This window comes from Rhodococcus sp. RCBS9, assembly GCF_029457415.1.
GTDB lineage: Bacteria > Actinomycetota > Actinomycetes > Mycobacteriales > Mycobacteriaceae > Rhodococcus_F > Rhodococcus_F qingshengii.
This window is the reverse complement of the sequence record NZ_CP120422.1, coordinates 5,084,887-5,111,329: the sequence shown is the minus strand read 5'-3', so window position 1 is coordinate 5,111,329 and position 26,443 is coordinate 5,084,887. Positions and strand designations below refer to the sequence as shown.

The following is a 26,443-nucleotide window of genomic DNA, read 5'->3' as shown; positions in this document are numbered from 1 at the left end:
ATCTGCCGTGCATTACGTAACGTCTTGGGCATGACTACGGGTAGGCATGCAGCGCTGGGCGCACTGGCGCTGGTGCTCGGGACATCGTTGCTCGCAGGTTGCGCCGACTTCGACGAATCGACTGCCTCGCCGTTCACACCCGAACCGACCAACCAGGCCAGCGCGGAAGTGCAGCCGGAGAACCCGCCGCCGTCGACCACGCCGCCGGCGCCGCGGACCGGCCCCCTCGGACCGTGTCAGGATGCCGACACCGCCGTGATCGCAACCTGTCTCGACACCACGGGTGGGCTCGTCACACTCCCGGACGGGAACTCCGGACTGGTCGCCGAACGGCGGACCGGCCGGATCATGCAGGTAGCTCCCAACACGACACCGGTCGAGGTAGCCAAGATCGACGTCGACGGCAGCGGTGACGGCGGCCTGCTCGACATCGCACTCTCCCCCACGTTTGTCGAAGACAACTTGATCTATGCCTACGTCACCACCGGAACGGACAACCGGGTTGTCCGCATCGCTCCGGGTGACACCGCCAAGGAAGTACTCGGTGGAATCCCGCGCGGCGCGAGCGGCAACGGCGGGTCACTGGAGTTCGCGGCCCCGGACCAGCTCATGGTTCTGACAGGCGATACCGGAAACCCTGCGGTTGCTCAGGATACCGCCTCGTTGGCGGGGAAACTCTTGCGGGTCCGATCGCTGACACCCAACGCTGCGCCGCCTCGCCCGGAAGTTGTTCTGTCCGGAATCGGAAACGGCGGCGGCGTGTGCGTCGATCCGGGAATCGCGACGTGGGTCACGGACCGAACCACTCTCGAGGATCGCCTCCAACGCGTCGGCGCCGACGGCACGGTGACATCCCCCGCGTGGACGTGGCCCGACCGACCCGGAGTCGGCGGGTGCATCGCGGCGCAGGGAGTGGTAGCTGTCGCGCTGGGGGCCGGCAAAGCGATCTCGGCGCTGGCCGCAGATCCAGGAACAGGTGCCGTCACGACCGCGCCGTCGGCAGTGGCGAAAGACACGTACGGCCAGCTGGGCGGTTTGGCACTCGGATCCGACGGTTTGATGTGGGCGAGCACGATAAACAAAACCGCGGGCGAGCCGGGTCCGAACGACGACAAGGTGGTCAAGATCCCGATGCCGAGTGGCAGCGGCGGGATCGACTGAGCCGCCATGTCTGTTCGGTCACGGATCCCGTGACCGAACATGCACAGATGCGTACTCTTTTGTTAGCGGGGCTAAACACCACGCATTTGCCAGGACCGGTTGGCCAACCACGACAAAGGAGTCGGTATGAAGGCAATCCAGTACACGAGAATCGGCGCAGAACCCGAACTCACGGAGATTCCCAAACCCGAGCCCGGTCCAGGTGAAGTGCTCCTGGAAGTCACCGCTGCCGGCGTCTGCCACTCGGACGACTTCATCATGAGCCTGCCCGAAGAGCAGTACACCTACGGCCTTCCTCTCACGCTCGGCCACGAGGGCGCCGGCCGGGTCGCCGCCGTCGGCGAGGGCGTCGAAGGGCTCGACATCGGAACCAATGTCGTCGTCTACGGACCCTGGGGCTGTGGCAGCTGTTGGCACTGCTCGCAAGGACTCGAAAACTACTGTTCTCGAGCAAAAGAACTCGGCATCAATCCTCCTGGTCTCGGTGCACCCGGCGCGTTGGCCGAATTCATGATCGTCGATTCACCTCGCCACCTCGTCCCGATCGGCGACCTCGATCCGGTCAAGACGGTGCCGCTGACCGACGCCGGTCTGACTCCGTATCACGCGATCAAGCGTTCACTGCCGAAACTTCGCGGTGGCTCGTACGCCGTCGTCATCGGTACCGGCGGTCTCGGCCATGTCGCCATCCAACTCCTCCGCCACCTCTCGGCAGCAACCGTCATCGCACTCGACGTGAGCGCGGACAAGCTCGAACTGGCAACCAAGGTAGGCGCTCACGAAGTGGTTCTGTCCGACAAGGACGCGGCCGAGAACGTCCGCAGGATCACCGGAAGTCAGGGCGCCGCACTGGTTCTCGACTTCGTCGGCTATCAGCCCACCATCGACGCCGCGATGGCTGTCGCCGGCGTCGGATCGGACGTCACGATCGTCGGGATCGGCGACGGGCAGGCCCATGCCAAAGTCGGGTTCTTCCAAAGTCCTTACGAGGCTTCTGTGACAGTTCCGTACTGGGGTGCCCGCAACGAGCTGATCGAATTGATCGACCTGGCGCACGCCGGCATCTTCGACATCGCGGTGGAGACCTTCAGTCTCGACAACGGCGCCGAAGCGTATCGACGACTGGCCGCCGGAACGCTCAGCGGCCGCGCGGTTGTGGTCCCTGGTCTGTAGACCGACAGCGGCAAAACGACAGCGAAAAACACTGATGCCCGGCCGAATTCGATTCGGCCGGGCATCAGTGTCAGAAATTCAGTGTGCGCTAGCTGCACGCCTCGATGACAAGTTCCTTCACACGAGCCGCGTCTGCCTGTCCACGAGTGGCCTTCATGACGTCGCCGACGATCTTTCCGGCGGCCTGCACCTTGCCACTGCGAATCTTGTCCGCGATGTCGGGGTTCGCTGCGAGCGCTTCGTCGACGGCTGCCTTGAGCTTGGTTTCGTCACGTTCGACGACCAACTCCGGGTGGGCCGCGACAACCTGCTCCGGGTCACCCTCGCCGTCGAGGACGTGATCGACGACCTGGCGAGCCACTTTGTTGTTGAGCTTGCCGCTGTCGATGAGAGCTACGACCTGGGCAACCTGCGCCGGGGTGATCGGCAGAGCGCCGAGTTCGACGCCACGGGTGTTCGCCTGCTGTGACAGGTAGGACAGCCACCAGGAGCGCGCTGCCTCGGGCGAAGCACCGGCCTCGGTGGTCGCGATCACCAGATCGATGGCACCGGCGTTGACGAGGTCGCGCATGACCTCGTCGGAGATTCCCCAGTCCTTCTGGATCCGCGCACGGCGAATCCAGGGAAGCTCCGGCAAGGTACCGCGCAGTTCTTCGACCCACTCGGCGCTCGGAGCGACGGGCTCGAGATCCGGTTCCGGGAAGTAGCGGTAGTCCTCGGCCGTTTCCTTCCGGCGTCCCGCTGCGGTGGTGCCGTCGCCTTCCTGGAAATGGCGGGTCTCCTGGATGACCTCACCGCCGGCGTCGAGAACTGCTGCCTGACGGCGCATTTCGTAGCGAACTGCGACCTCGACGCTCTTGAGGGAGTTGACGTTCTTGGTCTCGGTGCGGGTCCCCAGTTCGGTGGAACCGATCGGCATGAGGGAGATGTTGGCGTCGCAGCGCATCGATCCCTGATCCATGCGGACGTCGGAGACGTCGAGGGACTTCAGCAGATCACGAAGCGCCGTGACGTACGCGCGAGCAACCTCGGGGGCGCGCTCACCGGCACCGTGGATGGTCTTGGTGACGATCTCCACCAAGGGAACGCCCGCACGGTTGTAGTCGAGCAGCGAATGGCTGGCACCGTGGATACGACCGGTAGCGCCACCCACGTGGAGGGACTTACCGGTGTCCTCCTCCATGTGGGCGCGCTCGATCTCGACGCGCCACGTCGTGCCGTCGTCGAGGATCACGTCGAGGTAACCCTCGGTTGCGATCGGCTCGTCGTACTGGGAGATCTGGTAGTTCTTCGGCTGATCCGGGTAGAAGTAGTTCTTGCGTGCGAATCGGCCCCACGGCGTGATGGAGCAGTTGAGCGCAAGGCCGATCCGGATCGCGGACTCGACAGCGGCTGCGTTCACCACCGGCAACGAACCGGGCATGCCCAGACAGACCGGGCACACCTGGGTATTGGGTTCGGCACCGAACTCGGTGGGGCACGGGCAGAACATCTTGGTCGCGGTGCCGAGTTCTACGTGCACCTCCATACCCATCACAGGCTCGTACTTGGTCAGTACTTCGTCGTAATCGAGGATGTCGGGCGCATCGACAGCAGTCATGGTGATCAGTTTATGCGTCTGCGGCTCAGCCGAAGAATGCGGCTGCCTCCTCGTAGCGCTCCTTGGGCACCGTCTTGAGTTTGCGGGTCGCCTCGGCGAGCGGAACGAGGTCGATGGACGTTCCGTGCAACGCGACCATCTGACCGAAATCTCCGCGGTGAGCTGCGTCGGTGGCATGAACGCCGAAGCGAGTGGCGAGGATGCGGTCGTGCGGCGTCGGGGTGCCACCGCGCTGAATGTGCCCGAGGACGGTGGTGCGAACTTCCTTGCCGATCCGGCGCTCGATCTCGTTTCCGAGCTGCTGCGCGACACCGGTGAAGATCTTGTGGCCGAACTCGTCTATGCCACCTTCGCGCAGGGTCATCGACGCGGGATCGGGCATCGCACCTTCAGCCACGACGCAGATGAAGTGGGAGTCGCCACGCTGGAAGCGCTTCTTGACCATCGCGCACACCTCGTCGACGTCGAACGGCTGTTCCGGAACCAGAGTCAGGTGTGCCCCCGACGCCAGTCCGGCCTGCAGCGCGATCCAGCCCGCATGCCGGCCCATGACCTCGACGAGCATGACGCGCTGGTGCGATTCGGCCGTGGTATGGAGCCTGTCGATGGCGTCGGTGGCGACAGCCAAGGCGGTGTCGAAACCGAAAGTCACGTCAGTGCAATCGATGTCGTTGTCGATCGTCTTGGGCACACCGATCACGGGTACGCCGCTCTCGGAAAGCCAACTGGCCGCGGTGAGAGTGCCTTCGCCGCCGATCGGGATCAGGACGTCGATCCCGTTGTCGTCGAGAGTCTGCTTGATCTGATCGAGGCCCGCACGGAGTTTGTCGGGGTTCACGCGAGCGGTGCCGAGGATCGTGCCACCGCGGGTGAGGATGCGGTTGATGCGGTCATCGGAGTCGAGCGGGACCTTGCGGTCCTCGAGCAATCCTCGCCAGCCGTCCCGGAATCCGACCACGGTACTGCCGTAACGACCGGCCGACGTACGTACGACGGCGCGGATGACCGCGTTCAAGCCCGGGCAGTCGCCGCCGCCCGTGAGGATTCCGATTCGCATAGTGCAGCACCTCTCGTGACCGGATTGTGGATCTTGGTGTCCATCTTCCCCCAGTCACGGTATTGCCGCAGGATAGCGGCGTTGCCGAGCCGCAACGCCGCGCCGCACGGGACCCCTAACCCGGCGTGACGAGCCCGCTTTCGTACGCCAGCACGACTGCCTGGGCGCGATCGCGCAGATCGAGCTTCGACAGCACCTTCCCGACATGGGTCTTGACGGTCTGCTCGGCGACGAACAGCCGCTCGGCGATCTCGACGTTGGACAATCCGCGGGCGATCAGTTCGAGGACCTCGCGCTCACGCGGGGTCAGGGCGTCCAGCGCTGCGGGCCGTGCGCGCGGGGCCGCCCGCCGGCTGGTCACATCGGCAATCAGACGCCGAGTCACCGTCGGCGCCAGCAAAGCCTGCCCTTCGGCAACGACGCGTACCGCCCGAATCAGCTCCTCAGCCGGTGCGTCCTTGAGCATGAAACCGCTCGCTCCGACGCTCAGGGCCTCGTAGACGTAGTCGTCGATGTCGAAAGTGGTGAGCATGAGGACTCGCACCGGTGGTTCCCATCCGGCGGACAGAATCTGGCGGGCAGCGTCGAGTCCGTTCATCTCGGGCATGCGAACATCCATCAAGACCACATCCGGACGCAATCGCGCGACCTCGGCGACGGCGATCTTGCCGTCCGGCGCATCGCCGATCACGCTGATGTCGGGCTGGGCGGAGAGTAGGGCTCCGAACCCTTGTCGAACCATCGCCTGGTCGTCTGCGATGAATACTGTGATGGGCACTCGGACAGCCTAGGCGGGCATCGACGGCAACTCGGCCCGGACCTCGAACCCTCCGTCCTGTCGCCGGTTTGCCAGCAGCATGCCGCCCACCGCCGAAGCCCGCTCGCGCATTCCGCGGATTCCGTTGCCACCAGTGGTTTCCGACGCCGAGTGCTGATTGCCACCCAATGGCGAAGGTCCGTTGTTCACGAGCGCGCTCACCGATTGCGGACCGAAGGCCACGGCGACATCGATGGGTCCGCCTGGCGAATGCCTGGCCGCGTTGGTGATCGACTCCTGAATGATCCGGTAGAGCGCAAGGCCCGTGGATTCCGAGACCGACGCTCGATCACCGTCGACTCGCCACGACACCGGCAAACCGGCACGGGTACTGCCGAGCAACAGTTCGTCCAACTGGTCGACGCCCGGTTGCGGAGCTGTCACCATGTGGTCCCCGTCGCTGCGCAGTACTCCGAGGAGACCACGAATCTCGTTGAGCGCTGCTCGCCCTGTCTCACTTATCGATTCGAATTCGGTTCGGATCTCCGGAGTGACTGCATCGAGTCTGTACGGCGCACTCTGAGCTTGCACGACCACCATCGACATGTGGTGGGCCACGATGTCGTGCAAGTCGCGCGCGATCCGCGCCTTCTCCTCGAGGATCGTGCGTCGAGTGCGTTCGAGTTCGCTGACTTCCTCCTGCTTGGCCAACTGGCGGCGCGAGAGGACCAACCAGCGGATCAACAGGCAGAAGACGACCAGGGCACTCAGCCCGACAGCCCAACCGGCGCCGTCGCTTCCCGGGGCGTTGCCGAGAAAGAGCAGCACCGTGGCGATCCAGGCGACACCGACAACCTGAATGGGCGCCCGCAGACTCACTGCGGCCAGCAACGACATCAGCACGATGATGTGGACGACCTGCCACGGGTAGTCGTAACCGGGAGTGTTGTCGAACACCAACGGGATGATCAACGCCGAGACCGCCGACACCGCCCACCCCAACGGAGCGTTGATCCGGATCAGGACGAACGGAAATGCAGCCAACGCGGCGACGAAGGGCATGATCGGCGGCGAAACATGATGCGTCAGTTGCAGTGTCGGCCAGGCAATCGAATAGAGGATCAGGGTGATCGCTACGATGACGATGTTCCAGAACTGACCGCGGGCCACGAAACTGGTTGCCCGACGCACTTTCTCCGAATGAACGACCGCCCCGTCGAGGCCGGACAGCATCGACCCGGCGGTGGCGTATGTCGGCGCGGGCACATCCGGTGCACCCTTGTTCTTCCTACGGACCTTGATCACTCGTCAAGCCTATGAAGGCGAACCCCGAAAGTCCTCATACTGCAGAGTGAGATCCCCCTACCTCCGAGGTATCACCGGGGAGGGAATTCTCACCCGAATGCGCGTCGGAGAACCCCTCCACAGAGCGATGACCGCCAGGATTGTCCGTTCATAGCGTGAACGGCATGCGGATCACACGGGTGAAAGACATCTCTCGAAGCGCCGGCACCTGGGCGGCCCTGGCGCTGGCTGCAACGGCAGCGATCACGGTCACCGCCGGAGCGAGCGGAGCCCAGTCGCCGCGCACCGAGAATTCGAACGCATCCAGGGCGATCGCCACCGTGACTACTGCGGATGCCGCTGACGCTGCGACCACCATCCCGGCGGACTTTGCGGCATTCGCCGGTTACACCCCCGCCGTCGTCGACGGATACCTCGCCAATCCCCACGGCGACTGCTCGTCGCCGGTCCCACTTCCCGACGAATTCGACTCGGCCTGCAAAGCGCACGATCTCGGCTACGACCTACTCCGCTACGCGCATTCGCACGGAACGGAACTGGGGCCGTGGGCACGTCAGGTCCTCGACGGTCAGCTCGACCAGCGAATGCATGCCGCGTGTGAAGACCGCACGTCCTTTCTCTCACGAGGGTATTGCTTCGCGATGGCCGATGTAGCCGTCACGGCTGTGAACGGAAACTCCTGGCGCCAAAGCTATCTGACGCCGGTCGCGGAATCGGGATTCGGTTACGGCACGGCCGGTGTTCTGGCAGTCTCCGCCTTCGGCTTCACCCTGATGCGATCGCGGCGCCTCGACCCGTCGAACGAGTTCTCCTACTCCCCGAAAGCGATTGCAGCATGAGCGTTCTGGATGCGTCACGGACCCCCGTCCTCGCCCGAGTCGGGGCGCTCGCACTCCCCCGCGTGTCCACGAGCGTCGCCGTGGCAGCGATGTCCGCCATCTCGCTGGCTCCCGGACTCCTGCCGCGATCAGCCGTACTACAAGGGGTGTTCAGCGGTCTGCTCGTCGCGGCCGGACTACTGGCGATGTGGGCGTTCTCCGCGGTAGCCCGTCGGCTCGTCCCCGACCGGGTCAAGGCCCGATTCGACGAACGTCATTGGCGCATCACCGCGTTCGGGTTGTCGACTGCCGGCACCGCAGTTGCGATGTTCGCCGCCGCCGGTTGGCAGAACTCGTTGCGAGCGGCGATGGGCGCACCGTCTGCCGGACTTCTCCACTGGGCGGAGGCGGGTTGCATTGCAGCACTGACCGCACTTGGTCTCTGGGGCATCGGGATCGGAATTTCGAAGGCGCTGCGGTGGATGGGTTTCGCGCGGAGCGTCGGCGCACTGGTCATGGGTGTTCTCGGGGTGCAGTTGGTAGTCGGTCCCGTCGTGTGGAACGGCCTCGCCGATTCGTTCGACAAGTCCAACGCGTACATCGACACCGCTCTGACACAGCCACTTTCGGCCTCTGTGTCAGGCAGCCCCGAATCTCTCATCTCGTGGACGTCGATGGGGGCGGAGGGACGCAAATTCGTCGCAGCAGGCGAAGACTCGGTGCGTGTCTACGCCGGTTTGGATTCGGCACCCGACACTGCATCACGTGCCGCTCTCGCGGTGAGCGAACTCGATCGCGTCGGCGGCTTTGCCCGCAACAGCGTCGTAGTGGCCGTTCCGACCGGATCGGGGTGGATCGACACGCATGCAGTCGCCGGTATCGAGCAACGGTTCGGCGGCGACGTCGCAATAGTCGGGCAGCAATACTCCGACGCACCCAGTTGGGCGACATTCCTGTTCAGCCGCGACGATGCCGAAGAATCGGCAACCGCTCTGTTCACCGCCGTCGGCAGCCACATTGCCGCTATGCCCGCCGAGGATCGACCGGACCTGTTCCTCTACGGACAGAGCCTCGGCGCCGTCGGCGGCAGCGCCGCACTGACCGAGGCTTTGTCCGAGGGCAGTCCCACCACCGCGTGCGACGTGTTGTGGGCAGGTCCCCCGGCCGGCGCGACACGAACGGACGGCGCAACCGTCCTCGCGAACACTTCCGACCCGGTGGTGTGGTGGTCCCCCGCCCTCGCGACGCAGAAGCCGGATCTGAGCCGTGCCGTGCAAGATGCACCGATCCCGCAGTGGATCCCGGGTGTCACGTTCTTGCAGACCACCGTCGACATGCTCGGTTCGCTCGGTGTCCCCGCCGGTCACGGCCATCGCTACGGAACCGATCAAGGGACGGCCCTGAGGACTTGCTCCTGAAACTGCTGTGCGCCTTTATTAACCGCGGGGGGTTGATAAAGGCGCACAGCAAACAGGTCAGACTGCAGTTGCAATCGGGCCGCGTGCAGCTTCGTAGGCGGCACCGACACGGTAGAGGCGCTCGTCAGCCATGGCGGGCGCCATGATCTGCAAGCCCACCGGCAGGTTGTCGTCCGCGGACAGGCCCGAGGGCACCGACATCGCGCAGTGTCCGGCCAGGTTGGTCGGCAGCGTGCACAGGTCGGAGAGGTACATGGCCAACGGATCGCCGACCTTCTCCCCCAACTTCCACGGCGTGAACGGGCTGGTCGGCGAGACCAGTACGTCCACCTTCTCGTAGGCCTTGTCGAAATCGCGCGCGATGAGCGTACGGACCTTGAGCGCCGAACCGTAGTAGGCGTCGTAGTATCCCGAGGACAGTGCGTAGGTACCGATCATGATGCGGCGCTTGACCTCCGGACCGAAACCGGCGGCGCGGGTTGCCGCCATGACCTGGTCGGCACTCATGTTGCCGTCGTCGACACGCAGTCCGTAGCGCATGGCGTCGAAGCGGGCCAGGTTGGACGAGACCTCACTGGGCAGCACCAGGTAGTACGACGCGAGCGCGTGCTCGAAGCTCGGGCACGAGACCTCGACAACCTCGGCACCGAGTGCCTTGAGCTGCTCGACGGCAGCATCGAAGGAAGCGATGACGCCGGGCTGGTAGCTGTCGGAGTGAAGTTCCTTGACCACACCGACTTTGACGCCGCGCAGGTCGCCGTTTGCACCTTCGCGTGCGGCGGCGACGACCGGACGCACGGGGGCGTCGATGGACGTGGAGTCACGCGGATCGTGTCCGGCGATGACCTCGTGCAGCAGAGCGGTGTCGAGCACGGTGCGACCACAGGGGCCGCCCTGATCGAGCGAGGACGCGCACGCGACGAGTCCGAAGCGCGAGACGGTTCCGTACGTCGGCTTGGTTCCGACTGTCGCGGTGACCGCAGCGGGCTGACGGATCGAACCGCCGGTGTCAGTGCCGATGGCCAGCGGGGCCTGACGGGACGCGAGCGCAGCCGCACTGCCGCCGCCCGAACCACCGGGGATGCGGGTGACGTCCCACGGGTTACGCGTCGGGCCGAAGGCCGAGTTCTCGGTCGAAGAGCCCATCGCGAACTCGTCGAGGTTCGTCTTGCCGAGGATCGGGATGCCGGCAGCGCGCAGCTTGGAGGTCAGAGTCGCGTCGTACGGCGCGACCCAGCCTTCGAGAATTTTCGACGCACAGGTGGTCGGCATGTCCGTCGTGGTGAAGATGTCCTTCAGCGCGATCGGAACGCCGGCGAGTGCCGAAGCGGGTTCGTTTCCGCCCGCGAGCGAGTTGTCCACTGCTGCGGCGGCTTCGAGAGCCTGTTCGCCTGCAACGTGCAGGAAGGCGTGGTACTCGGTGTCGACGGCCGCGATGCGGTCGAGATGCGCCTGCGTGACCTCTACCGAGGACACCTCACGCGAGTGGATCTTGCCGGCCAGCTCAGCGGCGTCCAGCGTGGTCAGATCGGTCATTCGCCCTCTCCAAGGATCTGCGGAACCGCAAAGCGATCCTGTTCGACTGCGGGTGCTCCGGACAATGCCTGCTCGGGGGTCAACCCGGGCACGATCACGTCGGGGCGCGTCACGTTGGTGACGGCATTGGGATTCGCCATGGGCGGGACGTCGTCGGCCGCAACCTCGGTGACCACCTTGACGTGGTTGAGAATCGAATCCAACTGACCGGCGAACTCGTCGAGTTCGGCATCGGACAGGGCGAGTCTGGACAGCCGCGCGAGGTGCGCGACCTCGTCACGGGAGATGGCAGGCACCGCGGGGCCCCTTTCGGAAGAGGACGTGAACATTGCCGGTCCAGCCTAGTTGCTCGCCGCGACAGACCTGTAAGCACGCCTGCTGTATCGAACGACGAGCACGCTCACTGTGTCGATCGCCACGCCGGATGCCCGCGGTGTGTTTCGCTCGTGTGACAAGCATGTGCATCCGGCGTGACGCCGCCGCGGCGCCCACCATCGCAGGTTGGGCAAGTGCAAAGATGAGTCAGGCCCGGGTCGACGTGATCCGGGCGAGAACCGATCAGCGAAAGGCACGCACGTGTCGTACCTGCTTCGCGTCCAACTGCCCGATCGACCAGGCAGCCTCGGCGCGCTCGCCGTAGCTCTCGGATCCGTGGGCGCAGACATCCTCTCCCTCGACGTCGTGGAACGAGGTGACGGTTTTGCCATCGACGACCTCGTGGTCGACGTCGAACCGGGCGCGCTGCCCGACACCTTGATCACCGCTGCCGAGCATCTACCGGACGTGCTGGTCGATTCGATCCGCCCCTACGCCGGGATTCTCGACACTCACCGCGAGCTCGAACTCATAGATTCCGTTGCGACGGCCCGAAACGATCGACTACAGGTCCTCGTCGACGGCGCGCCGCGTGTACTGCGAGTCGGCTGGTGCGTCGTCGCGGACATCGGCAAGCACGGTGCGTACCGCGTCGTCGGTAGCGCCGGCGCGCCGGAAACCCACGCCACCGACATTCCGTGGATGCCACTGGACAAGCCCACCGCCCTCGACGGCGAGGCCGACTGGGTTCCGGACGTATGGCGCGACATGAACACCAGCCTCGCTGCCGCACCTCTCGGCTCCGGCAATCGAGTCCTCATGCTCGGTCGTCCCGGTGGGCCCGAATTCCGCCCTTCGGAGATAGCCCGCCTCGGCTACCTCGCAGGAATCGTGGCGACGGTACTGGGTTGACCAGGCTGGCTGATCAGGCCAGGCCGCGAACCATGACGGTCAGTTCCATACCGCGAATCGGCTCCCACGCCCGCTCGGGATCGGGGACGAAACCGTTGCGGTCGTAGATACGACGGGCATCGACCATCTCGGGCTGCGTCGAGATGACCACCGAGTGATCGCCGCGGTCGTAGGCTTCGGCGATCACTGCGCGAACCAATGCGGTTCCGGCGCCCGATCCCCGAGCTTGCGGCGAGACTGCGAGCATGCGGAACTCGAGTTCGCCCTTCTGCGCAACATCCGCGAAGGGCGTGCCGGGTTCTGCGATCGTCAACGAGCCCACGACTTCGTCACCGAGAACCGCAACCAGCACCCGCCCCTGCTCCACCCGAGTTGCGGTGTCGCGCAGGCGCTCCGCGTACGGCGATCCGCCGGCGACAAATCCGCCACCCACGTACGACTGCACAGTCAGCTCCCCGACGGTCTCGAACTCAGCCGGTAGAACTTCACGAATCTCGATCATGGCGTCACTATCGCACCCAGCACACCAATCTCAGAAATCGGACAAAGTCACTCTGATTCGTCCAAATCGGTGGGAGCGACCGCATCCGGGCCATCTTCGAGCAACCGCCGGAAGCCGTCTTCGTCGAGCACCGGCACACCCAATTCGACCGCCTTGTCGTGCTTGGAACCGGGCGCTTCACCGACGACGACAAACGCAGTCTTCTTCGAGACCGACCCTGCCGCCTTGCCGCCGCGCACCAGAATCGCTTCCTTCGCCTGATCACGCGAGTAGGTCTCGAGCGAACCGGTGACGACGATCGAGAGACCCTCGAGATTGCGCGGAATCGAATCGTCGCGTTCGTCCTCCATGCGTACTCCGGCCGACGCCCACTTGTCGACGATCTGCTGGTGCCAGTCGACGGAGAACCACTCCACGACGGCGGCGGCGATAGTCGATCCGACGCCGTCGACTGCAGCCAACTCGTCGACCGAGGCTTCCCGAATGCGTTGCAGCGAGCCGAATTCGCCGGCCAACGCCCTCGCGGCAGTGGGGCCGACGTGCCGAATCGACAGTGCCACAAGCACTCTCCACAGCGGCTTGTCCTTTGCCGAATCCAGGTTGGCCAGCAAGCGTTTTCCGTTGGCGGACAGGGATCCCGCATTGGTGCGGAAGATCGGAACTTCGATCAGTTTCTCGGCGTCGAGTGAGAAGAGATCACCCTCGTCACCGATGACCTTCGCCTCCAACAGCCCGGTCGCGGCCTCGTACCCGAGCACCTCGATGTCGAATGCACCGCGCCCCGAGACGTGGAACACGCGCTCGCGCAACTGCGCCGGACAGTACTGCTGATTGGGGCATCGCACGTCGACGTCGCCCTCTTTCGCGGGTGCCAACAACGTGCCGCACTCGGGACAATGCGTCGGCATGACGAACTCGCGCTCGGTACCGTCACGAACGCCTGCCACGGGCCCGAGGACCTCGGGGATAACGTCTCCGGCCTTACGCAACACCACGGTGTCGCCGATCAGCACACCCTTGCGCTTGACCTCGGATCCGTTGTGCAGCGTGGCCAAGGACACAGTGGAACCCGCCACCGTGACGGGTTCCATGTACGCGAACGGCGTCACACGACCCGTACGTCCGACACTGACCCGGATGTCGAGGAGCTTGGTCGTGACCTCTTCCGGCGGGTACTTGTACGCGATAGCCCACCGTGGTGCGCGCGACGTGGTGCCCAGACGTCGATGTAACGACATCTCGTCTACCTTGACCACCAATCCGTCGATCTCGTGCTCGACGTCGTGGCGGTGTTCTCCCCAGTACTTCATCTTCTCGACCACGGCGTCGGCGCCGACCACCCGTGAGGTGTGCGTGGACACCGGCAGACCCCAGGCGGCGAGGGCCACGTAGGCGTCGTACTGCGAGGCCGGCTCGAAACCTTCCATGCGCCCGAACCCGTGGCAGATCATTCCGAGGCGGCGACGCGCGGTGACGGCAGGATTCTTCTGACGCAGGGAGCCCGCCGCGGAGTTGCGCGGATTGGCGAACGGCGCCTTCCCCTCCTCCACCAGGGAGGCATTGAGTGCTGCGAAGTCCTCGAGGCGGAAGAACACCTCGCCACGCACCTCGAGCAGGCTCGGAATCGGGTACTCGTCCGTGGCGGTAAGGCGCTCCGGGATGTCGTTGATCGTCAAGGCGTTGAGCGTGACCAGCTCGCCCGTACGACCGTCACCGCGGGTTGCGGCACGAACGAGTTTGCCGTTCTCGTAGACGAGATTGAGGGCGACACCATCGATTTTCACTTCACAGAGATAGTGCAGTTCCGGCCCGGTTTCCTGCTCTACCTTGGCGATCCATGCTCGGAGCTCCGACTCGTCGAAGACGTTGTCGAGGCTGAGCATCCGCTCGAGGTGGTCGACGGACGTGAAGTCCGTCGCGAATCCGCCACCGACGAGTTGCGTCGGAGAGTCGGGAGTTCGCAGATCCGGGTACTGCTCTTCGAGAGCATTGAGCTGCCCGAGCAATGTGTCGAATGCACCGTCCGAAATGACGGGCGCATCACGAACGTAGTAGCGGAACTGATGCTGGCGTACCTCTTCGGCCAGCTCCGTCCACTGCTCGCGCGCCTCGTTGGGCGCTGGCTGCATTGCATCCGCGGTTTCAGTCACAGCTAGAAGATTATCGGTTCACACCGACACACCACACGACTCACATCGGAACGCACACACTAGAACGCCGACGGATCGTCCACCAATGCCTTGCCGACGTCTGTACACAGCCGAAGGGCGGCACGAGCCCAGTCGAGGTTCGCACCCGAAAGACCGCAACGCGGAGTGACCGCGACCTGGGTCTGCAGGAGTTCACGAGAGAAGCCGAGACGATCTACCAGTGTGACGGCGGGCATCGCACACTCTTTCCACGTCACCGGCTTTTCCGGCTCCACGGACGGAACCAGACCGAGCGCCAATTCCTTGCCGGCGTCGAACAACTGGCCGATACCGTCGAGATCGCGTGAGCCGATGAGCGACATGTCGAAGCTCACGCCGAACGCCTGGCTTCGCCTCAGTAGATCCCACGGCATGTCTGTGCCGCAACTGTGGACGATTGTGGGCAGTCCGCAACCGCTGATCGTCGAGTCGAGTACGGCGAGTGCCTCGGGTTCCGGCAGTGCCGGAACGCTCTCCATCTTGGTGCGCCCAGGCAGCGAACCGGCCAGAACTGCCGCGATCTGCGGCTCGTCCAACTGAATCACCACTGCGGCGCCGGTGCGGCGAGTGACCTCGGCCGCATGACGCGCGAGACCCTCACCGAGTGATTCTGCGACGTCGCGGAGCGCACCGCGGTCGACGAGAACTCGCGAACCGTTTGCGACTTCGATCTCGGCGCCGAGTGTCAGCGGGCCGGCGACTTGGAGCTTGACGACGTGGTCTTCGCCGACCAAGCGCGCTGACTCCCAGGCTTCCTCGAGCGCGTCGAGATCCTGATTCAGAAAGTCCTCGGCTCGCTTCGCGACATTGCCCCTCCGAGGCACGACTCGATAGGCACGGGTCGAGGCGTCGAGGTTGATATCGACCAGAATTGCCCCCGCCCGGCCGACCATGTCAGCGCCGAGTCCACGGCTCGGCAACTCCACCAGATGCGGGAAACCACCCAGCTCGCCGAGGATGGTTGCGGCACTTTCGCGGGCATCCGTGCCCGGCCAGGATCCGATTCCGGTGACGAGACCACCGATGGAAACCTGCTGCGTCACAGTGTGTTCGGCTCGGATTCGGTACCCGAGATGGTGCCACTGCCGAGGACCTGGTCACCCAGTTCGCGGTCGGGGCGATACAACACGACGGCCTGTCCCTTTGCGACGCCGGTCAGTGGTTCGCGCAACGAGATCGAGATACCGCCGCTTGAAGTACCGTCGTCGACGGCCTCCGCAACGGCCTGCGCCAGTCCACCGTGCGCACGAACCTGCACCATGCATTCGACGGGGCCCTCCGGCGCCTGGCCCGAGGTCCAGATCGCACGCTGCGCCGAGATGGCCCAGACCTCGAGATTCTTGGCCGAACCCACTCGGACCGTTCCGGTTTCGGGCTCGATCGCGGTCACGTACCGCGGACGGCCGTCACCCGCCGGACCTTCGACGCCGAGACCCTTGCGCTGTCCGATCGTGAAGCCGTGTACGCCGTCGTGTGCAGCGAGGACTTCACCCGAATCGGCGTCGACGACGCTTCCCGGACGAACGCCGATGCGCGCACCCAGGAATGCTCGTGTGTCGCCGGTCGGGATGAAGCAGATGTCGTGACTGTCAGGCTTGTTCGCCACAGCCAGACCGCGCTCGGCGGCTTCCTCGCGGATCTGTTCTTTCGGTGTGTCACCGATCGGGAACATCGCTCGCGAAAGCTGCTCAGCCGTCAGCACACCGAGGACATACGACTGGTCCTTGTCAGCGTCGACCGCCCGGCGCAGGACGCCGTCTTCGAGGCGCGCGTAGTGACCGGTCGCCACGGCGTCGAAGCCGAGAGCGACTGCACGGTCGGCGAGTGCGGTGAACTTGATCTTCTCGTTGCAGCGCAGGCACGGATTGGGGGTCTCACCCGCTGCGTACGACGCCACGAAGTCGTCGATCACGTCTTCCTTGAAGCGATCGGCGAAATCCCAGACGTAGAAGGGTATTCCGAGAACGTCGGCGGCGCGCCTGGCGTCGCCGGCATCTTCCTTCGAGCAGCATCCACGCGAACCCGTCCGCAATGCGCCCGGCGCCGTGGACAAAGCAAGATGAACGCCGACGACGTCGTGTCCGGCGGCGACAGCGCGGGCGGCGGCGACAGCGGAGTCGACACCTCCGCTCATGGCTGCGAGTACTCGCATCAGCGATCCCCTCCACGCGAACCGGCACCGGCAAGACCGGCGGCCCGAGCGCGCTCTACTACTTGTGGAAGCGCAGCGATGAGCGCGTCCACATCGGTGACACTCGACGTATGTCCGAGCGAAAATCTCAGTGAGCCACGCGCGACGGGCGATTCGACGCCCATCGCGATCAAGACATGGCTGGCTCTGGCCACACCGGCGGTGCAGGCCGAACCGGTGGAACATTCGATACCGGCGGCGTCGAGCAGCATCAGCAACGAATCGCCCTCGCAGCCGGGGAAGGTGAAGTGCGCGTTACCGGGAAGCCGATCGGATCCGGTCGGGCCGTTGAGCACCGACTCGGGAAGAATCTCCAGGACTCCGTCGATCAAACGGTCACGCAACTGCGCCAATTCCCTTGTGCTGGAATCGAAGTTCTCGACGTTTGCGCGCAGCGCCGCAGCCATCCCGACAACGCCCGCAGTATCCGGAGTGCCCGAACGCAGATCACGTTCGTGTCCGCCGCCGTGAAGGAGCGGCACACACGGAACCTGGCGTCCGAGCAGCAGTGCGCCGACGCCGTGCGGACCACCGAACTTGTGCGCCGCGATGCTCAGCGCGGACAATTTGCTCGCCGCGAAATCGACCGGCAATTGTGCAACTGCCTGAACCGCGTCGCTGTGCATCGGAATCTCGAACTCAGCCGAAATCTCCGCCAACTCCACGATCGGCATGATCGAGCCGACCTCGTTGTTGGCCCACATCACCGTCACGAGTGCGACCTCGTCGGCGTGGACGGAAAGCTCGTCACGCAAGGTCTGCGGATCGACGACACCGTTCTCGTCGACCGGCAACCACGTCACGCGCGCGCCCTCGTGCTGCTCGAGCCACTCGACGGCGTCGAGCACAGCATGATGCTCGACGGAGCTGGCCAGGATGCGATTGCGTCGCGGGTCTGCGTCACGGCGAGCCCAGTAGATGCCCTTGACCGCGAGATTGTCGCTCTCGGTGCCTCCGGAGGTGAAGATGACCTCCGACGGCCGCGCACCCAGGCTGGCGGCGATCGATTCGCGCGATTCCTCGACGCGGCGCCGGGCCGCACGGCCGGAGCCGTGCAGCGAGGACGCGTTGCCCACGGTTTTGAAGGTATCGGTCATCGCCTCGATAGCGGCTGCCGACATCGGAGTCGTGGCGGCATGATCGAGGTACACCGGAAATCCGGCGTGGGCACTGTGTGCAGGCAGAGTCATGGCTTGACAAGGATAGCCCAGCACGAGAGTTCGACCAGCCTCGCTCAGCAGGCTAAGCGCTCATCGCCGGGGAAGGATCGATTTGTCCCACGGCTTGTGTCACGAGTTCCGGTGCGGGGTCGAAGATGTCGTGAGCTGCCAGATCGATGATGTCGACGCCGCGTACGGCTCTCTCGCATCGCTGCGCGAGATCGGCTCGACACTCCCCTGCCTCCTCGAGCGGAGCCAGCCTGACCTTCACCTCGACGTTCTTCTGACGCAGGATCCGACGGATGGACTGACCGATCGTTTCGGTGCCGACAAAGCAGGGTCCGGTGCACAGGGAACCGTCGGCGTTCTCGTAGCGGATCGCCATCGGCTGAACCGGGCATTCGGCGTCGACGGCTGCTTGGAACATCGCCGGACGAAAACCGCCGTACGCCCGCCCGCACCAGGTCGTTCCCTCGGGGAACACCATCACCCGGACACCTCGCTGCAGGCGTTCGCGAACGACGTCGACGGTTCCGGGGAGTTCACGCAGGCGAGCGCGGTCGATGGGGACGACGCGCATCCGGCGCGCGAGACCGCCGAGCACTGCCCAGTCGAGCAGGTCGGCGCGGGCGACGAAGTTGGCCGGAGCAACGGCGCTCGCGACGAGGACGTCGGTCCAGGACACGTGACCGGCGACAACCATGACCCCGTCAGGTTCCGCGCGCCCCAACCGCTGGTCGTCGACCGTCAGCTTCATCCCCAGACAACGAAGCAACGCGCGCGAGTATCCGCGTTGCATCTCAGTACGCCAGGTGCGCGGGAGGAGCCAGCCGGCCGAAAGCACAGGCGCAGTCAACAGTGCGGCACCGACCATGACCCCGCGGGCCATCACGGTGATACTCGACACACCGGGTGCGTCCGCGGGTAGGCACCCGTCGCCGCAGGGGCTCGTCGGCACCCAGTACGGCACCGCCGCGGTCATCAGCCGATCCCCGACTCGTGTGCGGCGGCCGCCGATCGCAGCCGTTCGAGGTACCGCTTGTTGGCGGAGTGAAGGCCTTGCAGCGCAACAAAATCGGCCACACCGAACTCGGGATCGTGAGCAGGTTCCCCGCAGATCATCGCGCCCATCCGCAAGTAACCACGGAGCAACGGTGGCATCGTCACGCGTTCCGGTGCGGCGATCTCGTCGAGCGTCAGACCCCCGAGGACCACCGGGTTTCGTGGGATCACCCGCCGCGACCCCGGACTGGCGTGCTTGTTCATCACGAAGTCACGGACGCCGCGGACATCGGCGCCGGCAATTGAATCGGGGCTCGGCAAGACGGGCACGGAGACGCAGCCCATCACCCACTCGTATCCGGTCAATTCGAGATAGTGCAGGATGCCCGACCACATCAGGCTCAGGACGGATCCGGTGCGGTGAGCGGGATCGACGCACGCGCGACCCATTTCGACGATCCTGTGCGCCACCGGATCGAGCGCGGAGATGTCGAATTCCGTTGCGGTGTAATACCCACCGGCCGCCGCAGCGGAATCCGGCGGCAGCATTCGGTAGCAGCCGACGTACTCCTCGGTGATGTTGTCGCGAACGAGAAGATGATCACAGAATTCGTCGAAGGCGTCGGCGTCGAGTTCGAACACCCCGGCCGAAGCGGGGAGGGAGAAGCCTGGCTCGGAGGCGAACACTCGGTATCGAAGGCGCTGCGCAGCGACACGATGCTCGCGGTCGGAGGAGACGATCAGGGAATATCTCGGCTGGGCGACCTCACGGCCGAGATTGTCACTCGCGGAGCGAAGGACTGACGTAATTGTCATGCGCAAGGTTTATCGAGCGCGAACGGCGTCTCGGTATCGACGAAGTGACATGCCGATGCAGGCCGGGTGAATAAAGCACTGTGCGCCTTTATCAACCGCGGGGGGTTGATAAAGGCGCACAGCAGTTTGTGCTTTTCAGCCCTTGTGGGACTTCACAGCTTCGGTGAGCTGCGGTGCGACGTTGAACAGGTCGCCCACGATGCCGAAGTCGGCGATCTCGAAGATGGGTGCCTCTTCGTCCTTGTTGACCGCGACGATGGTCTTGGACGTCTGCATGCCGGCACGGTGCTGGATGGCACCGGAAATGCCGAGCGCGATGTACAGCTGCGGGGAGACCGTCTTACCGGTCTGACCGACCTGGAACTGTCCGGGGTAGTAACCCGAGTCCACAGCGGCACGCGAAGCACCGACTGCAGCACCGAGGGAATCGGCCAGCTCTTCGACGACGGAGAACTTGTCCGCGCTGCCGACACCACGTCCACCGGAGACGACAACCGACGCCTCGGTGAGCTCCGGGCGGTCGCCGCCGACAATGGGCTCACGCGAGGTGACCTTGACGGCACTCTCGTCCTGAGCCGGAACCTCGACGGTGATCTGCTCGCCTGCGCCGGCCTGCGGAGCAGCCTCGACTGCGCCCGGACGAACCGAGTAGACCGGAACGTCGCCGTTGGCCTTGGCCTCGACGGTGAACGCGCCACCGAAGATGGAGTGGACGCCGGTGCCGTCAGCCTTGATCTCGATGACGTCGGTCAGCAATCCGGAGCCCAGACGTGCGGCCAGACGACCGGCAACCTCTTTGCCCTCGGTGCCGGCTGCGGTGATGACTGCTGCCGGGCTGGTGGACTCGACCAGAGCGGCGAGGACGTCGACCTTGGGGGTGACGAGGTAGCCGTCGATGTCGTCGGACTCGGCGACGTAGATCTTCTCGGCGCCGGCTGCTGCCAGAGCGTCGGCGAGCTTTGCTGCGGTGCCCGCGGGGCCGGCGACAACTGCCGACGGCTCACCGAGTGCGCGTGCAGCGGTGATGAGTTCGGTGCTGACCTTCTTCAGCGCACCCTCTGCGTGCTCTACGAGCACAAGTACTTCTGCCATGACTTAACTCTCCCTGAGTTCTTCTGCTGGATGTCTAGAAGGGCGCGATCAGATGACCTTGTTGCTGACGAGGTACGCGGCAATCTTGGTGCCACCGTCTCCCTCGTCGACGATGCGCTCACCAGCGGTACGGGGGGGCTTGGGGGTGGAGGACGTCACGGTGGTGCCGGCGTTGGCAACTCCGACGGTCTCCGGGTCGACTCCGAGGTCGGCCAGCGTGTAGACGAGAACTTCCTTCTTCTTCGCGGCCATGATGCCCTTGAAGGACGGGAAGCGCGGCTCGTTGATCTTCTCGGTGACCGAGACGATCGCGGGCAGCGAAGCCTCGAGGCCGAAGACGCCCTCGTCGGTCTCGCGCTCACCGGTGATCTTGCCGTCGGCGACGACGACCTTGCGCAGCTGCGTGAGCTGCGGGATGCCCAGGTACTCGGCGATGATGGCCGGAACAGCGCCGACGCGGCCGTCGGTGGCCTCGTTGCCGGCGATGATCAGGTCGGCAGGCTCGTCGTTCTCGAAGGTGATCTGTCCGAGAGCAGCAGCGAGCGTCCATGCGGTCTGGATCGCGTCGGAGCCGTGCAGTGCCGGGTCGTTGATGTGGACGGCCTTGTCGGCGCCCATCGAGAGAGCCTTGCGGATAGCGTCGGTGGCGCGGTCGGGACCTGCGGACAGCACCGTAACCTCACCGCCCTGAGCTTCCTTGATGAGGAGTGCTTCTTCGACGGAGCGCTCGTTGATCTCGTCGAGGACTGCGTCGGCGGCTTCACGGTCAAGCGTGTAGTCGCCGTCGGTCAGCTTGCGCTCGGACCATGTGTCGGGGACCTGCTTGATCAAAACAACGATATTCGTCATGGGTCTTCGTCGACCTCCTGTGTGTAATTCACCTGATAAATCGTCTGTGGTGCTCGCGCAGTCCGAGCGTCCGAAAAGAGAGTCCGACAGGTCTCCCCACGGGCGAATTTCTCGGTTCACGTCGGCTGTGCGTTAGATTACCCCACGTTAAGTTACCGGTGGGTAACTTAACGTGGAACCTCGTCCACCATAACGGCACGAACAGGAATTGACAGCAGTGATCTGGACCACGGCGAACACGTTCTACTCGGATGGCACTAATCTCGCACGGGTGAGTGAAACGAGTGTCAGCAACCACGAGGACGCACCCCTGCCCTTGACGGGCGAACGAACCGTGCCAGGAATCCCCGAGGAGAACTACTGGTTCCGACGCCACGAAGTGGTGTACCGCGCACTTCTGGAGCGCTGCACGGACCGCCGAGTCCTCGAGGCCGGTTCCGGAGAAGGCTACGGCGCCAACATGATTGCGGACGTCGCAATAAAGGTTACCGGCCTCGACTACGACATCTCCGCGGTCGAGCACGTCCGTGCCCGCTACCCCCGCGTCGAGATGCTCCACGGCAACCTCGCCGAGCTTCCACTGGCGGACAACTCGGTTGACGTCGTCGTCAATTTCCAGGTGATCGAGCACCTGTGGGATCAGGGTCAGTTCCTACGCGAATGCTTCCGAGTTCTCGCTCCCGGCGGTGAACTTCTGATCAGCACCCCCAACCGGATCACCTTCTCCCCCGGCCGCGACACGCCGCTCAACCCTTTCCACACTCGTGAGCTCAACGCCTCCGAAATGACCGAATTGCTCGAAGACGCCGGATTCCGCGTTCAGTTGATGACCGGCGTCCATCACGGTTCGCGCCTGAAGGAACTCGACGCCAAGCACGGCGGATCGTTCATCAATGCGCAGATCGACCGCGCGTTGGCCGGCGAGCCCTGGCCGGAAGATCTCACCCGCGACGTCGAGGGCATCACCGTCGACGACTTCAGCATCAGCGAACCCGACATCGACGACAGCCTCGACCTCGTCGCTATTGCCGTGAAGGAAACCGGCGAGTGAGTAACGCAACACCCGTCACCGAACCGGGGATGTTCGCCCTGGTTCTGCACTCCCATCTGCCGTGGCTCGCCAACCACGGCAGATGGCCAGTCGGCGAGGAATGGATCTACCAGTCCTGGGCTGCGTCGTACATTCCGCTCGCCGCCGCGCTACGACGCCTGGCCGACGAGGGCCGATCGCACCTGCTGACGCTGGGAATCACGCCCGTACTCGCGGCCCAGTTGGACGATCCCCACTGCCTCGCCGGGATGCATCACTGGCTCGGCAACTGGCAGATCCGCGCCCACGAGGCTGCCGGCATGCCGGACGCGGCGCACCGCGAACTCGGCGCGCGCGAGCACCGGGCCTCAGCTGCCGCTCTCGCAGATTTCGAGACTCACTGGCAGCACGGCGCCTCACCGGTGTTCCGCGACCTCATCGATCGCGAGGCCTTCGAGCTTCTCGGCGGGCCGCTGGCCCACCCGTTCCAACCGCTGCTCGATCCTCGCTTGCGGGCGTTCTCCCTCCGCGAAGGTCTCGCCGACGCGCATGCCCGGTGGAATCACACTCCGACCGGGATCTGGGGACCCGAGTGCGGGTACACCCCGGGCATGGAGCGCGGGTACGCCGAAGCGGGCGTCACCCACTTCATGGTCGACGGCCCCGCCTTGCGCGGCGACACGTCCCTCGGCCGCCCGGTTCGAGAATCCGACGTGGTCGCATTCGGCCGCGACCTGCAGGTCAGCTACCGGGTCTGGTCCCCCAAGTCCGGATATCCGGGTCACGCCGCCTACCGCGACTTCCACACCTACGACCACGAGACGGGTCTCAAGCCGTCGCGAGTCACCGGACGGACCGTCGACTCCGCCGACAAGTTGCCGTACGACCCCGAACTCGCTGCGGCCGCCGTCGACAAGCATGTTGCCGACTTCGTCGAAACCGTTCGGGCGCGTCTGCGCAGTGAATCCACCCGCATCGGCCGCGACGCCCTCGTGGTCGCAGCTTTCGACACCGAACTGTTCGGGCACTGGTGGCACGAAGGTCCGCAGTGGCTCGAAAAACTCCTGCGCGCGCTTCCCGAGGCCGGAATTCGCGTCGGCACCCTCGCCGACGCCAAGGCATCGGGATACGTCGGCGAACCCGTTCAACTCGAGGATTCGTCCTGGGGATCGGGTAAGGACTGGCGTGTCTGGGCCGGCGATCAGGTGTCCGACCTGGTGCAACTGAACTCCGAAGTGGTGGAGACCGCGCTCGGCACCGTGGACAAGTCTCGCGGACGCGACAACGCACCCGGACGACCGGAACTGCGAAACCGCGTCAACGATCAGATACTTCGCGAGACACTGATGACAGTTTCGAGCGATTGGGCATTCATGGTGAGCAAGGATTCGGCCGCGGGGTACGCCCGCGAACGTGCGCACAAGCACGCCCATGCGACCAGGGAAATCTCCGAAGCGCTCGTTTCCGGCCGCGATGCCGTCGCCGTGCGACTCGCCGAAGGCTGGAATCGCGCCGACGGGTTGTTCCCGGGACTGGATGCTCGCCGTCTACCTGACACAGAACTGAGTCCGTCGTGAAAATTCTCATCGTCTCGTGGGAGTACCCACCGGTCGTCGTCGGCGGGCTCGGTCGACACGTCCACCATCTCGCCACCGAGTTGGCTGCTGCAGGCCACGAGGTCGTGGTTCTCTCGCGTCGCCCCTCCGGAACGGATGCGTCGACGCACCCGACGATCACGCACATTTCCGAGGGCGTCCTTGTCGTCGCAGTGGCCGAGGACCCCGCGCACTTCGTCTTCGGCGAGGACATGCTCGCGTGGACCCTCGCGATGGGTCACGCGATGGTCCGTGCCGGGATGGCGCTGCACAAGCCAGGAGTGGGCGAGGGCTGGCAGCCCGACGTCGTGCACGCGCACGACTGGCTGGTCGCACATCCGGCGATCGCCCTGGCCGAATTCTATGATGTCCCACTGGTTTCCACACTTCACGCCACCGAGGCGGGTCGCCACAGCGGCTGGATCTCCGGACGCATCAACCGCCAGGTCCACTCCGTCGAGTGGTGGCTGGCAAACGAATCCGACTCTCTCATAACTTGTTCGGCGTCCATGCAGGAAGAAGTGACCGAGCTCTACGGCCCGACGCTGCCGCCGATCACCGTCATCCGCAACGGAATCGACGTGACCACGTGGAACTTTCGCGAACGTGGACCGCGATCCGGACCACCGAAACTCCTCTTCGTCGGCCGCCTGGAATACGAGAAGGGCGTGCAGGACGCCATCGCAGCACTCCCCCGAATCCGTCGTAGCCACCCCGGCACGACCCTCGCGATCGCGGGCGAAGGCACCCAGTTCACCTGGCTCTACCACCAGGCACGCACGCATCGCGTCGCGCGGGCGGTGGACTTTCTCGGCAACCTCGATCACACGGAACTGCTCAGCTGGCTGCACGGAGCGGACGCCATCGTCCTGCCGTCGCGCTACGAGCCGTTCGGAATCATCGCCCTCGAAGCGGCGGCGGCCGGCACTCCGCTGATCACGTCCACCGCAGGCGGACTGGGCGAAGCCGTCGTCGACGGGGTGACGGGGATGTCCTTCCAACCGGGCGACATCGCCGGGCTCACCTCGGCTGTCCGCGAGGTACTCGACGATCCCGCCGGGGCGCAGGAACGGGCAGTGGCCGCCCGCGCACGCCTGACATCGGACTTCGACTGGCATCAGGTCGCCGAGGAGACTGCTCACGTCTACGCGGGCGCGAAGCGTCGGGTGCGGCAGCCGTTGGCACGGCCACAGATTCCCGAGCGGCCGCTCCCTGGTCGCTGACGCGCTGACCTCAGCGGGTCGGGAGGGGCGCGGTGAAACGAGAACTCGCATCCCCGAGCAGATGGCCTGGTGGCAGCATCCGGCCGCACAGCACGAGCAGGAGATCCTGCGCCGCCCCGTGAACCTCGGCGCCGGCACCGTACGTCCAGTCTCGGTCGTCGGCGCGCAGCCGAGCGCCGTCGAGGTCAGTTCCGAAATACTTCACGGTTTTGGGCGAGAGTCCGCTGAGCACACGAGTGAGCCGGTCTTCGGGCACCACGTAATCGTCGCCGAGTGCCACGCGAATGTCCTGACCGTGGATCACGTCGTGTGAGAGCGCACCCTCGAAGCCGCCGCCTGGTGGCTTCCACGGGTGTGCAACGTTGTCGCGAAGCGAGGCAAGCAGTTGTCGCTCACCGACTTCGGACGCATCGGCGAGCGCTCGCCGGTTCGACATCTTGTTGAAGTTTCCGCGTGACTTGACCATTTCCACGACGAATCGCGGCGCCGAGTATCGGTAGGGCATGGTGATGTGCGCGATCACTTCGCGGACCCGCCACCCCTCGCACAGGGTCGGCGCGTTCCACTGCTCCGTGCTCAGGCCTTCGAGAAATCCCACCAGTTCGCGGCGCTGCGCCACGACCCATTCGGGTGTCTGTTCGCTCATGTCGGCACTCCTTTCACCGGCGCAGACTTTCGGCGCCGATACCGATACAGACCGGTGGCGGCGCCGAAAGTAATCGCTGGTTCTGCCAAAAAGTGA

General features: G+C 64.9%; 24 protein-coding genes. 8 read left to right on the top strand and 16 right to left on the bottom strand.

Annotated features, from left to right (window positions below):
• Positions 1 to 30 precede the first annotated feature (30 nt).
• Positions 31 to 1,161 (top strand): PQQ-dependent sugar dehydrogenase, encoded by a 1,131-nt coding sequence (locus P0M12_RS23970; protein WP_277376931.1) that lies wholly within the window; start codon positions 31 to 33, stop codon positions 1,159 to 1,161.
• Between the two features lie 126 nt (positions 1,162 to 1,287).
• Entirely contained in the window at positions 1,288 to 2,334 is a 1,047-nt protein-coding gene (locus P0M12_RS23965; protein WP_277376930.1) for an NAD(P)-dependent alcohol dehydrogenase, read from the top strand.
• Positions 2,335 to 2,422: 88 nt separating this feature from the next.
• On the opposite strand, the gene gatB is transcribed toward P0M12_RS23965, so the two are convergent.
• The 4 genes from gatB to P0M12_RS23945 form a co-directional block, all read right to left on the bottom strand.
• Complete coding sequence (gene gatB / locus P0M12_RS23960; protein ID WP_007729370.1) at positions 2,423 to 3,934, bottom strand: Asp-tRNA(Asn)/Glu-tRNA(Gln) amidotransferase subunit GatB; 1,512 nt, start codon at positions 3,932 to 3,934, stop codon at positions 2,423 to 2,425.
• A 25-nt stretch (positions 3,935 to 3,959) separates the two neighbouring features.
• A complete protein-coding gene (locus tag P0M12_RS23955) occupies positions 3,960 to 4,991 on the bottom strand; it encodes an ATP-dependent 6-phosphofructokinase (RefSeq protein ID WP_019747919.1) in 1,032 nt (343 codons plus the stop codon).
• A 115-nt stretch (positions 4,992 to 5,106) separates the two neighbouring features.
• On the bottom strand, positions 5,107 to 5,769 hold the full coding sequence (locus P0M12_RS23950; protein ID WP_007729374.1) for a response regulator transcription factor: 663 nt from the start codon (positions 5,767 to 5,769) through the stop codon (positions 5,107 to 5,109).
• 9 nt (positions 5,770 to 5,778) lie between these two features.
• Positions 5,779 to 7,053, bottom strand: coding sequence for a histidine kinase (locus P0M12_RS23945; protein ID WP_042447443.1), 1,275 nt, complete (start codon positions 7,051 to 7,053; stop codon positions 5,779 to 5,781).
• A gap of 164 nt (positions 7,054 to 7,217) precedes the next feature.
• On the opposite strand from P0M12_RS23945, the gene P0M12_RS23940 reads away from it, so the two are divergent.
• Complete coding sequence (locus P0M12_RS23940) at positions 7,218 to 7,892, top strand: membrane protein (RefSeq protein WP_039973090.1); 675 nt, start codon at positions 7,218 to 7,220, stop codon at positions 7,890 to 7,892.
• On the top strand, positions 7,889 to 9,289 hold the full coding sequence (locus tag P0M12_RS23935) for an alpha/beta-hydrolase family protein (protein ID WP_042447446.1): 1,401 nt from the start codon (positions 7,889 to 7,891) through the stop codon (positions 9,287 to 9,289). The genes P0M12_RS23940 and P0M12_RS23935 overlap by 4 nt, the downstream gene beginning before the upstream one ends.
• Before the next feature lie 57 nt (positions 9,290 to 9,346).
• Here P0M12_RS23935 and gatA read toward each other — a convergent pair whose 3' ends face one another.
• Both gatA and gatC read right to left on the bottom strand, forming a co-directional pair.
• The gene (gatA, locus tag P0M12_RS23930) at positions 9,347 to 10,825 is read right to left on the bottom strand and encodes an Asp-tRNA(Asn)/Glu-tRNA(Gln) amidotransferase subunit GatA (RefSeq protein WP_030535403.1); all 1,479 of its coding nucleotides are present in this window, start codon (positions 10,823 to 10,825) and stop codon (positions 9,347 to 9,349) included.
• The gene (gatC, locus tag P0M12_RS23925) at positions 10,822 to 11,121 is read right to left on the bottom strand and encodes an Asp-tRNA(Asn)/Glu-tRNA(Gln) amidotransferase subunit GatC (protein WP_003944747.1); all 300 of its coding nucleotides are present in this window, start codon (positions 11,119 to 11,121) and stop codon (positions 10,822 to 10,824) included. Before gatC ends, gatA begins: the two co-directional genes overlap by 4 nt.
• A 280-nt stretch (positions 11,122 to 11,401) precedes the next feature.
• On the opposite strand from gatC, the gene P0M12_RS23920 reads away from it, so the two are divergent.
• Complete coding sequence (locus P0M12_RS23920; protein ID WP_003944719.1) at positions 11,402 to 12,052, top strand: amino acid-binding protein; 651 nt, start codon at positions 11,402 to 11,404, stop codon at positions 12,050 to 12,052.
• A 13-nt stretch (positions 12,053 to 12,065) separates the two neighbouring features.
• Here the strand turns inward: P0M12_RS23920 and P0M12_RS23915 are convergent, their stop codons facing one another.
• The 9 genes from P0M12_RS23915 to P0M12_RS23875 all read right to left on the bottom strand — a co-directional run bounded on the left by P0M12_RS23915 (position 12,066) and on the right by P0M12_RS23875 (position 21,853).
• Entirely contained in the window at positions 12,066 to 12,554 is a 489-nt protein-coding gene (locus P0M12_RS23915; protein WP_003944764.1) for a GNAT family N-acetyltransferase, read from the bottom strand.
• A 47-nt stretch (positions 12,555 to 12,601) separates the two neighbouring features.
• On the bottom strand, positions 12,602 to 14,704 hold the full coding sequence (ligA, locus tag P0M12_RS23910; protein ID WP_277376928.1) for an NAD-dependent DNA ligase LigA: 2,103 nt from the start codon (positions 14,702 to 14,704) through the stop codon (positions 12,602 to 12,604).
• 59 nt (positions 14,705 to 14,763) lie between these two features.
• Positions 14,764 to 15,786 carry a methionine synthase gene (locus P0M12_RS23905; RefSeq protein ID WP_054828364.1) on the bottom strand — a complete coding sequence of 341 codons (1,023 nt, stop codon included), beginning with the start codon at positions 15,784 to 15,786 and terminating at the stop codon, positions 14,764 to 14,766.
• Positions 15,783 to 16,895, bottom strand: coding sequence for a tRNA 2-thiouridine(34) synthase MnmA (gene mnmA / locus P0M12_RS23900; protein WP_065455554.1), 1,113 nt, complete (start codon positions 16,893 to 16,895; stop codon positions 15,783 to 15,785). The genes P0M12_RS23905 and mnmA overlap by 4 nt, the downstream gene beginning before the upstream one ends.
• A complete protein-coding gene (locus P0M12_RS23895; protein ID WP_007729397.1) occupies positions 16,895 to 18,124 on the bottom strand; it encodes a cysteine desulfurase family protein in 1,230 nt (409 codons plus the stop codon). The genes mnmA and P0M12_RS23895 overlap by 1 nt, the downstream gene beginning before the upstream one ends.
• A gap of 52 nt (positions 18,125 to 18,176) precedes the next feature.
• Positions 18,177 to 19,076, bottom strand: a complete 900-nt coding sequence (locus P0M12_RS23890) for a lysophospholipid acyltransferase family protein (protein WP_007729400.1) — start codon at positions 19,074 to 19,076, stop codon at positions 18,177 to 18,179.
• A complete protein-coding gene (locus tag P0M12_RS23885; protein ID WP_277376921.1) occupies positions 19,076 to 19,912 on the bottom strand; it encodes a GNAT family N-acyltransferase in 837 nt (278 codons plus the stop codon). Before P0M12_RS23885 ends, P0M12_RS23890 begins: the two co-directional genes overlap by 1 nt.
• Positions 19,913 to 20,047: 135 nt before the next feature.
• Complete coding sequence (locus P0M12_RS23880) at positions 20,048 to 21,004, bottom strand: electron transfer flavoprotein subunit alpha/FixB family protein (protein WP_003944698.1); 957 nt, start codon at positions 21,002 to 21,004, stop codon at positions 20,048 to 20,050.
• A gap of 48 nt (positions 21,005 to 21,052) precedes the next feature.
• On the bottom strand, positions 21,053 to 21,853 hold the full coding sequence (locus P0M12_RS23875) for an electron transfer flavoprotein subunit beta/FixA family protein (protein ID WP_003944754.1): 801 nt from the start codon (positions 21,851 to 21,853) through the stop codon (positions 21,053 to 21,055).
• A 271-nt stretch (positions 21,854 to 22,124) separates the two neighbouring features.
• Between P0M12_RS23875 and P0M12_RS23870 the strand changes: the two genes are divergently transcribed.
• The 3 genes from P0M12_RS23870 to P0M12_RS23860 are packed head-to-tail and all read left to right on the top strand — an operon-like array spanning position 22,125 to position 25,701.
• Entirely contained in the window at positions 22,125 to 22,904 is a 780-nt protein-coding gene (locus tag P0M12_RS23870; protein WP_277376920.1) for a class I SAM-dependent methyltransferase, read from the top strand.
• Between the two features lie 29 nt (positions 22,905 to 22,933).
• The gene (locus P0M12_RS23865) at positions 22,934 to 24,460 is read left to right on the top strand and encodes a glycoside hydrolase family 57 protein (RefSeq protein ID WP_083057535.1); all 1,527 of its coding nucleotides are present in this window, start codon (positions 22,934 to 22,936) and stop codon (positions 24,458 to 24,460) included.
• On the top strand, positions 24,457 to 25,701 hold the full coding sequence (locus P0M12_RS23860; RefSeq protein ID WP_277376919.1) for a glycosyltransferase family 4 protein: 1,245 nt from the start codon (positions 24,457 to 24,459) through the stop codon (positions 25,699 to 25,701). Before P0M12_RS23865 ends, P0M12_RS23860 begins: the two co-directional genes overlap by 4 nt.
• Positions 25,702 to 25,711: 10 nt before the next feature.
• Here P0M12_RS23860 and P0M12_RS23855 read toward each other — a convergent pair whose 3' ends face one another.
• The gene (locus P0M12_RS23855) at positions 25,712 to 26,347 is read right to left on the bottom strand and encodes a maleylpyruvate isomerase family mycothiol-dependent enzyme (protein ID WP_042451128.1); all 636 of its coding nucleotides are present in this window, start codon (positions 26,345 to 26,347) and stop codon (positions 25,712 to 25,714) included.
• Positions 26,348 to 26,443 lie beyond the last annotated feature (96 nt).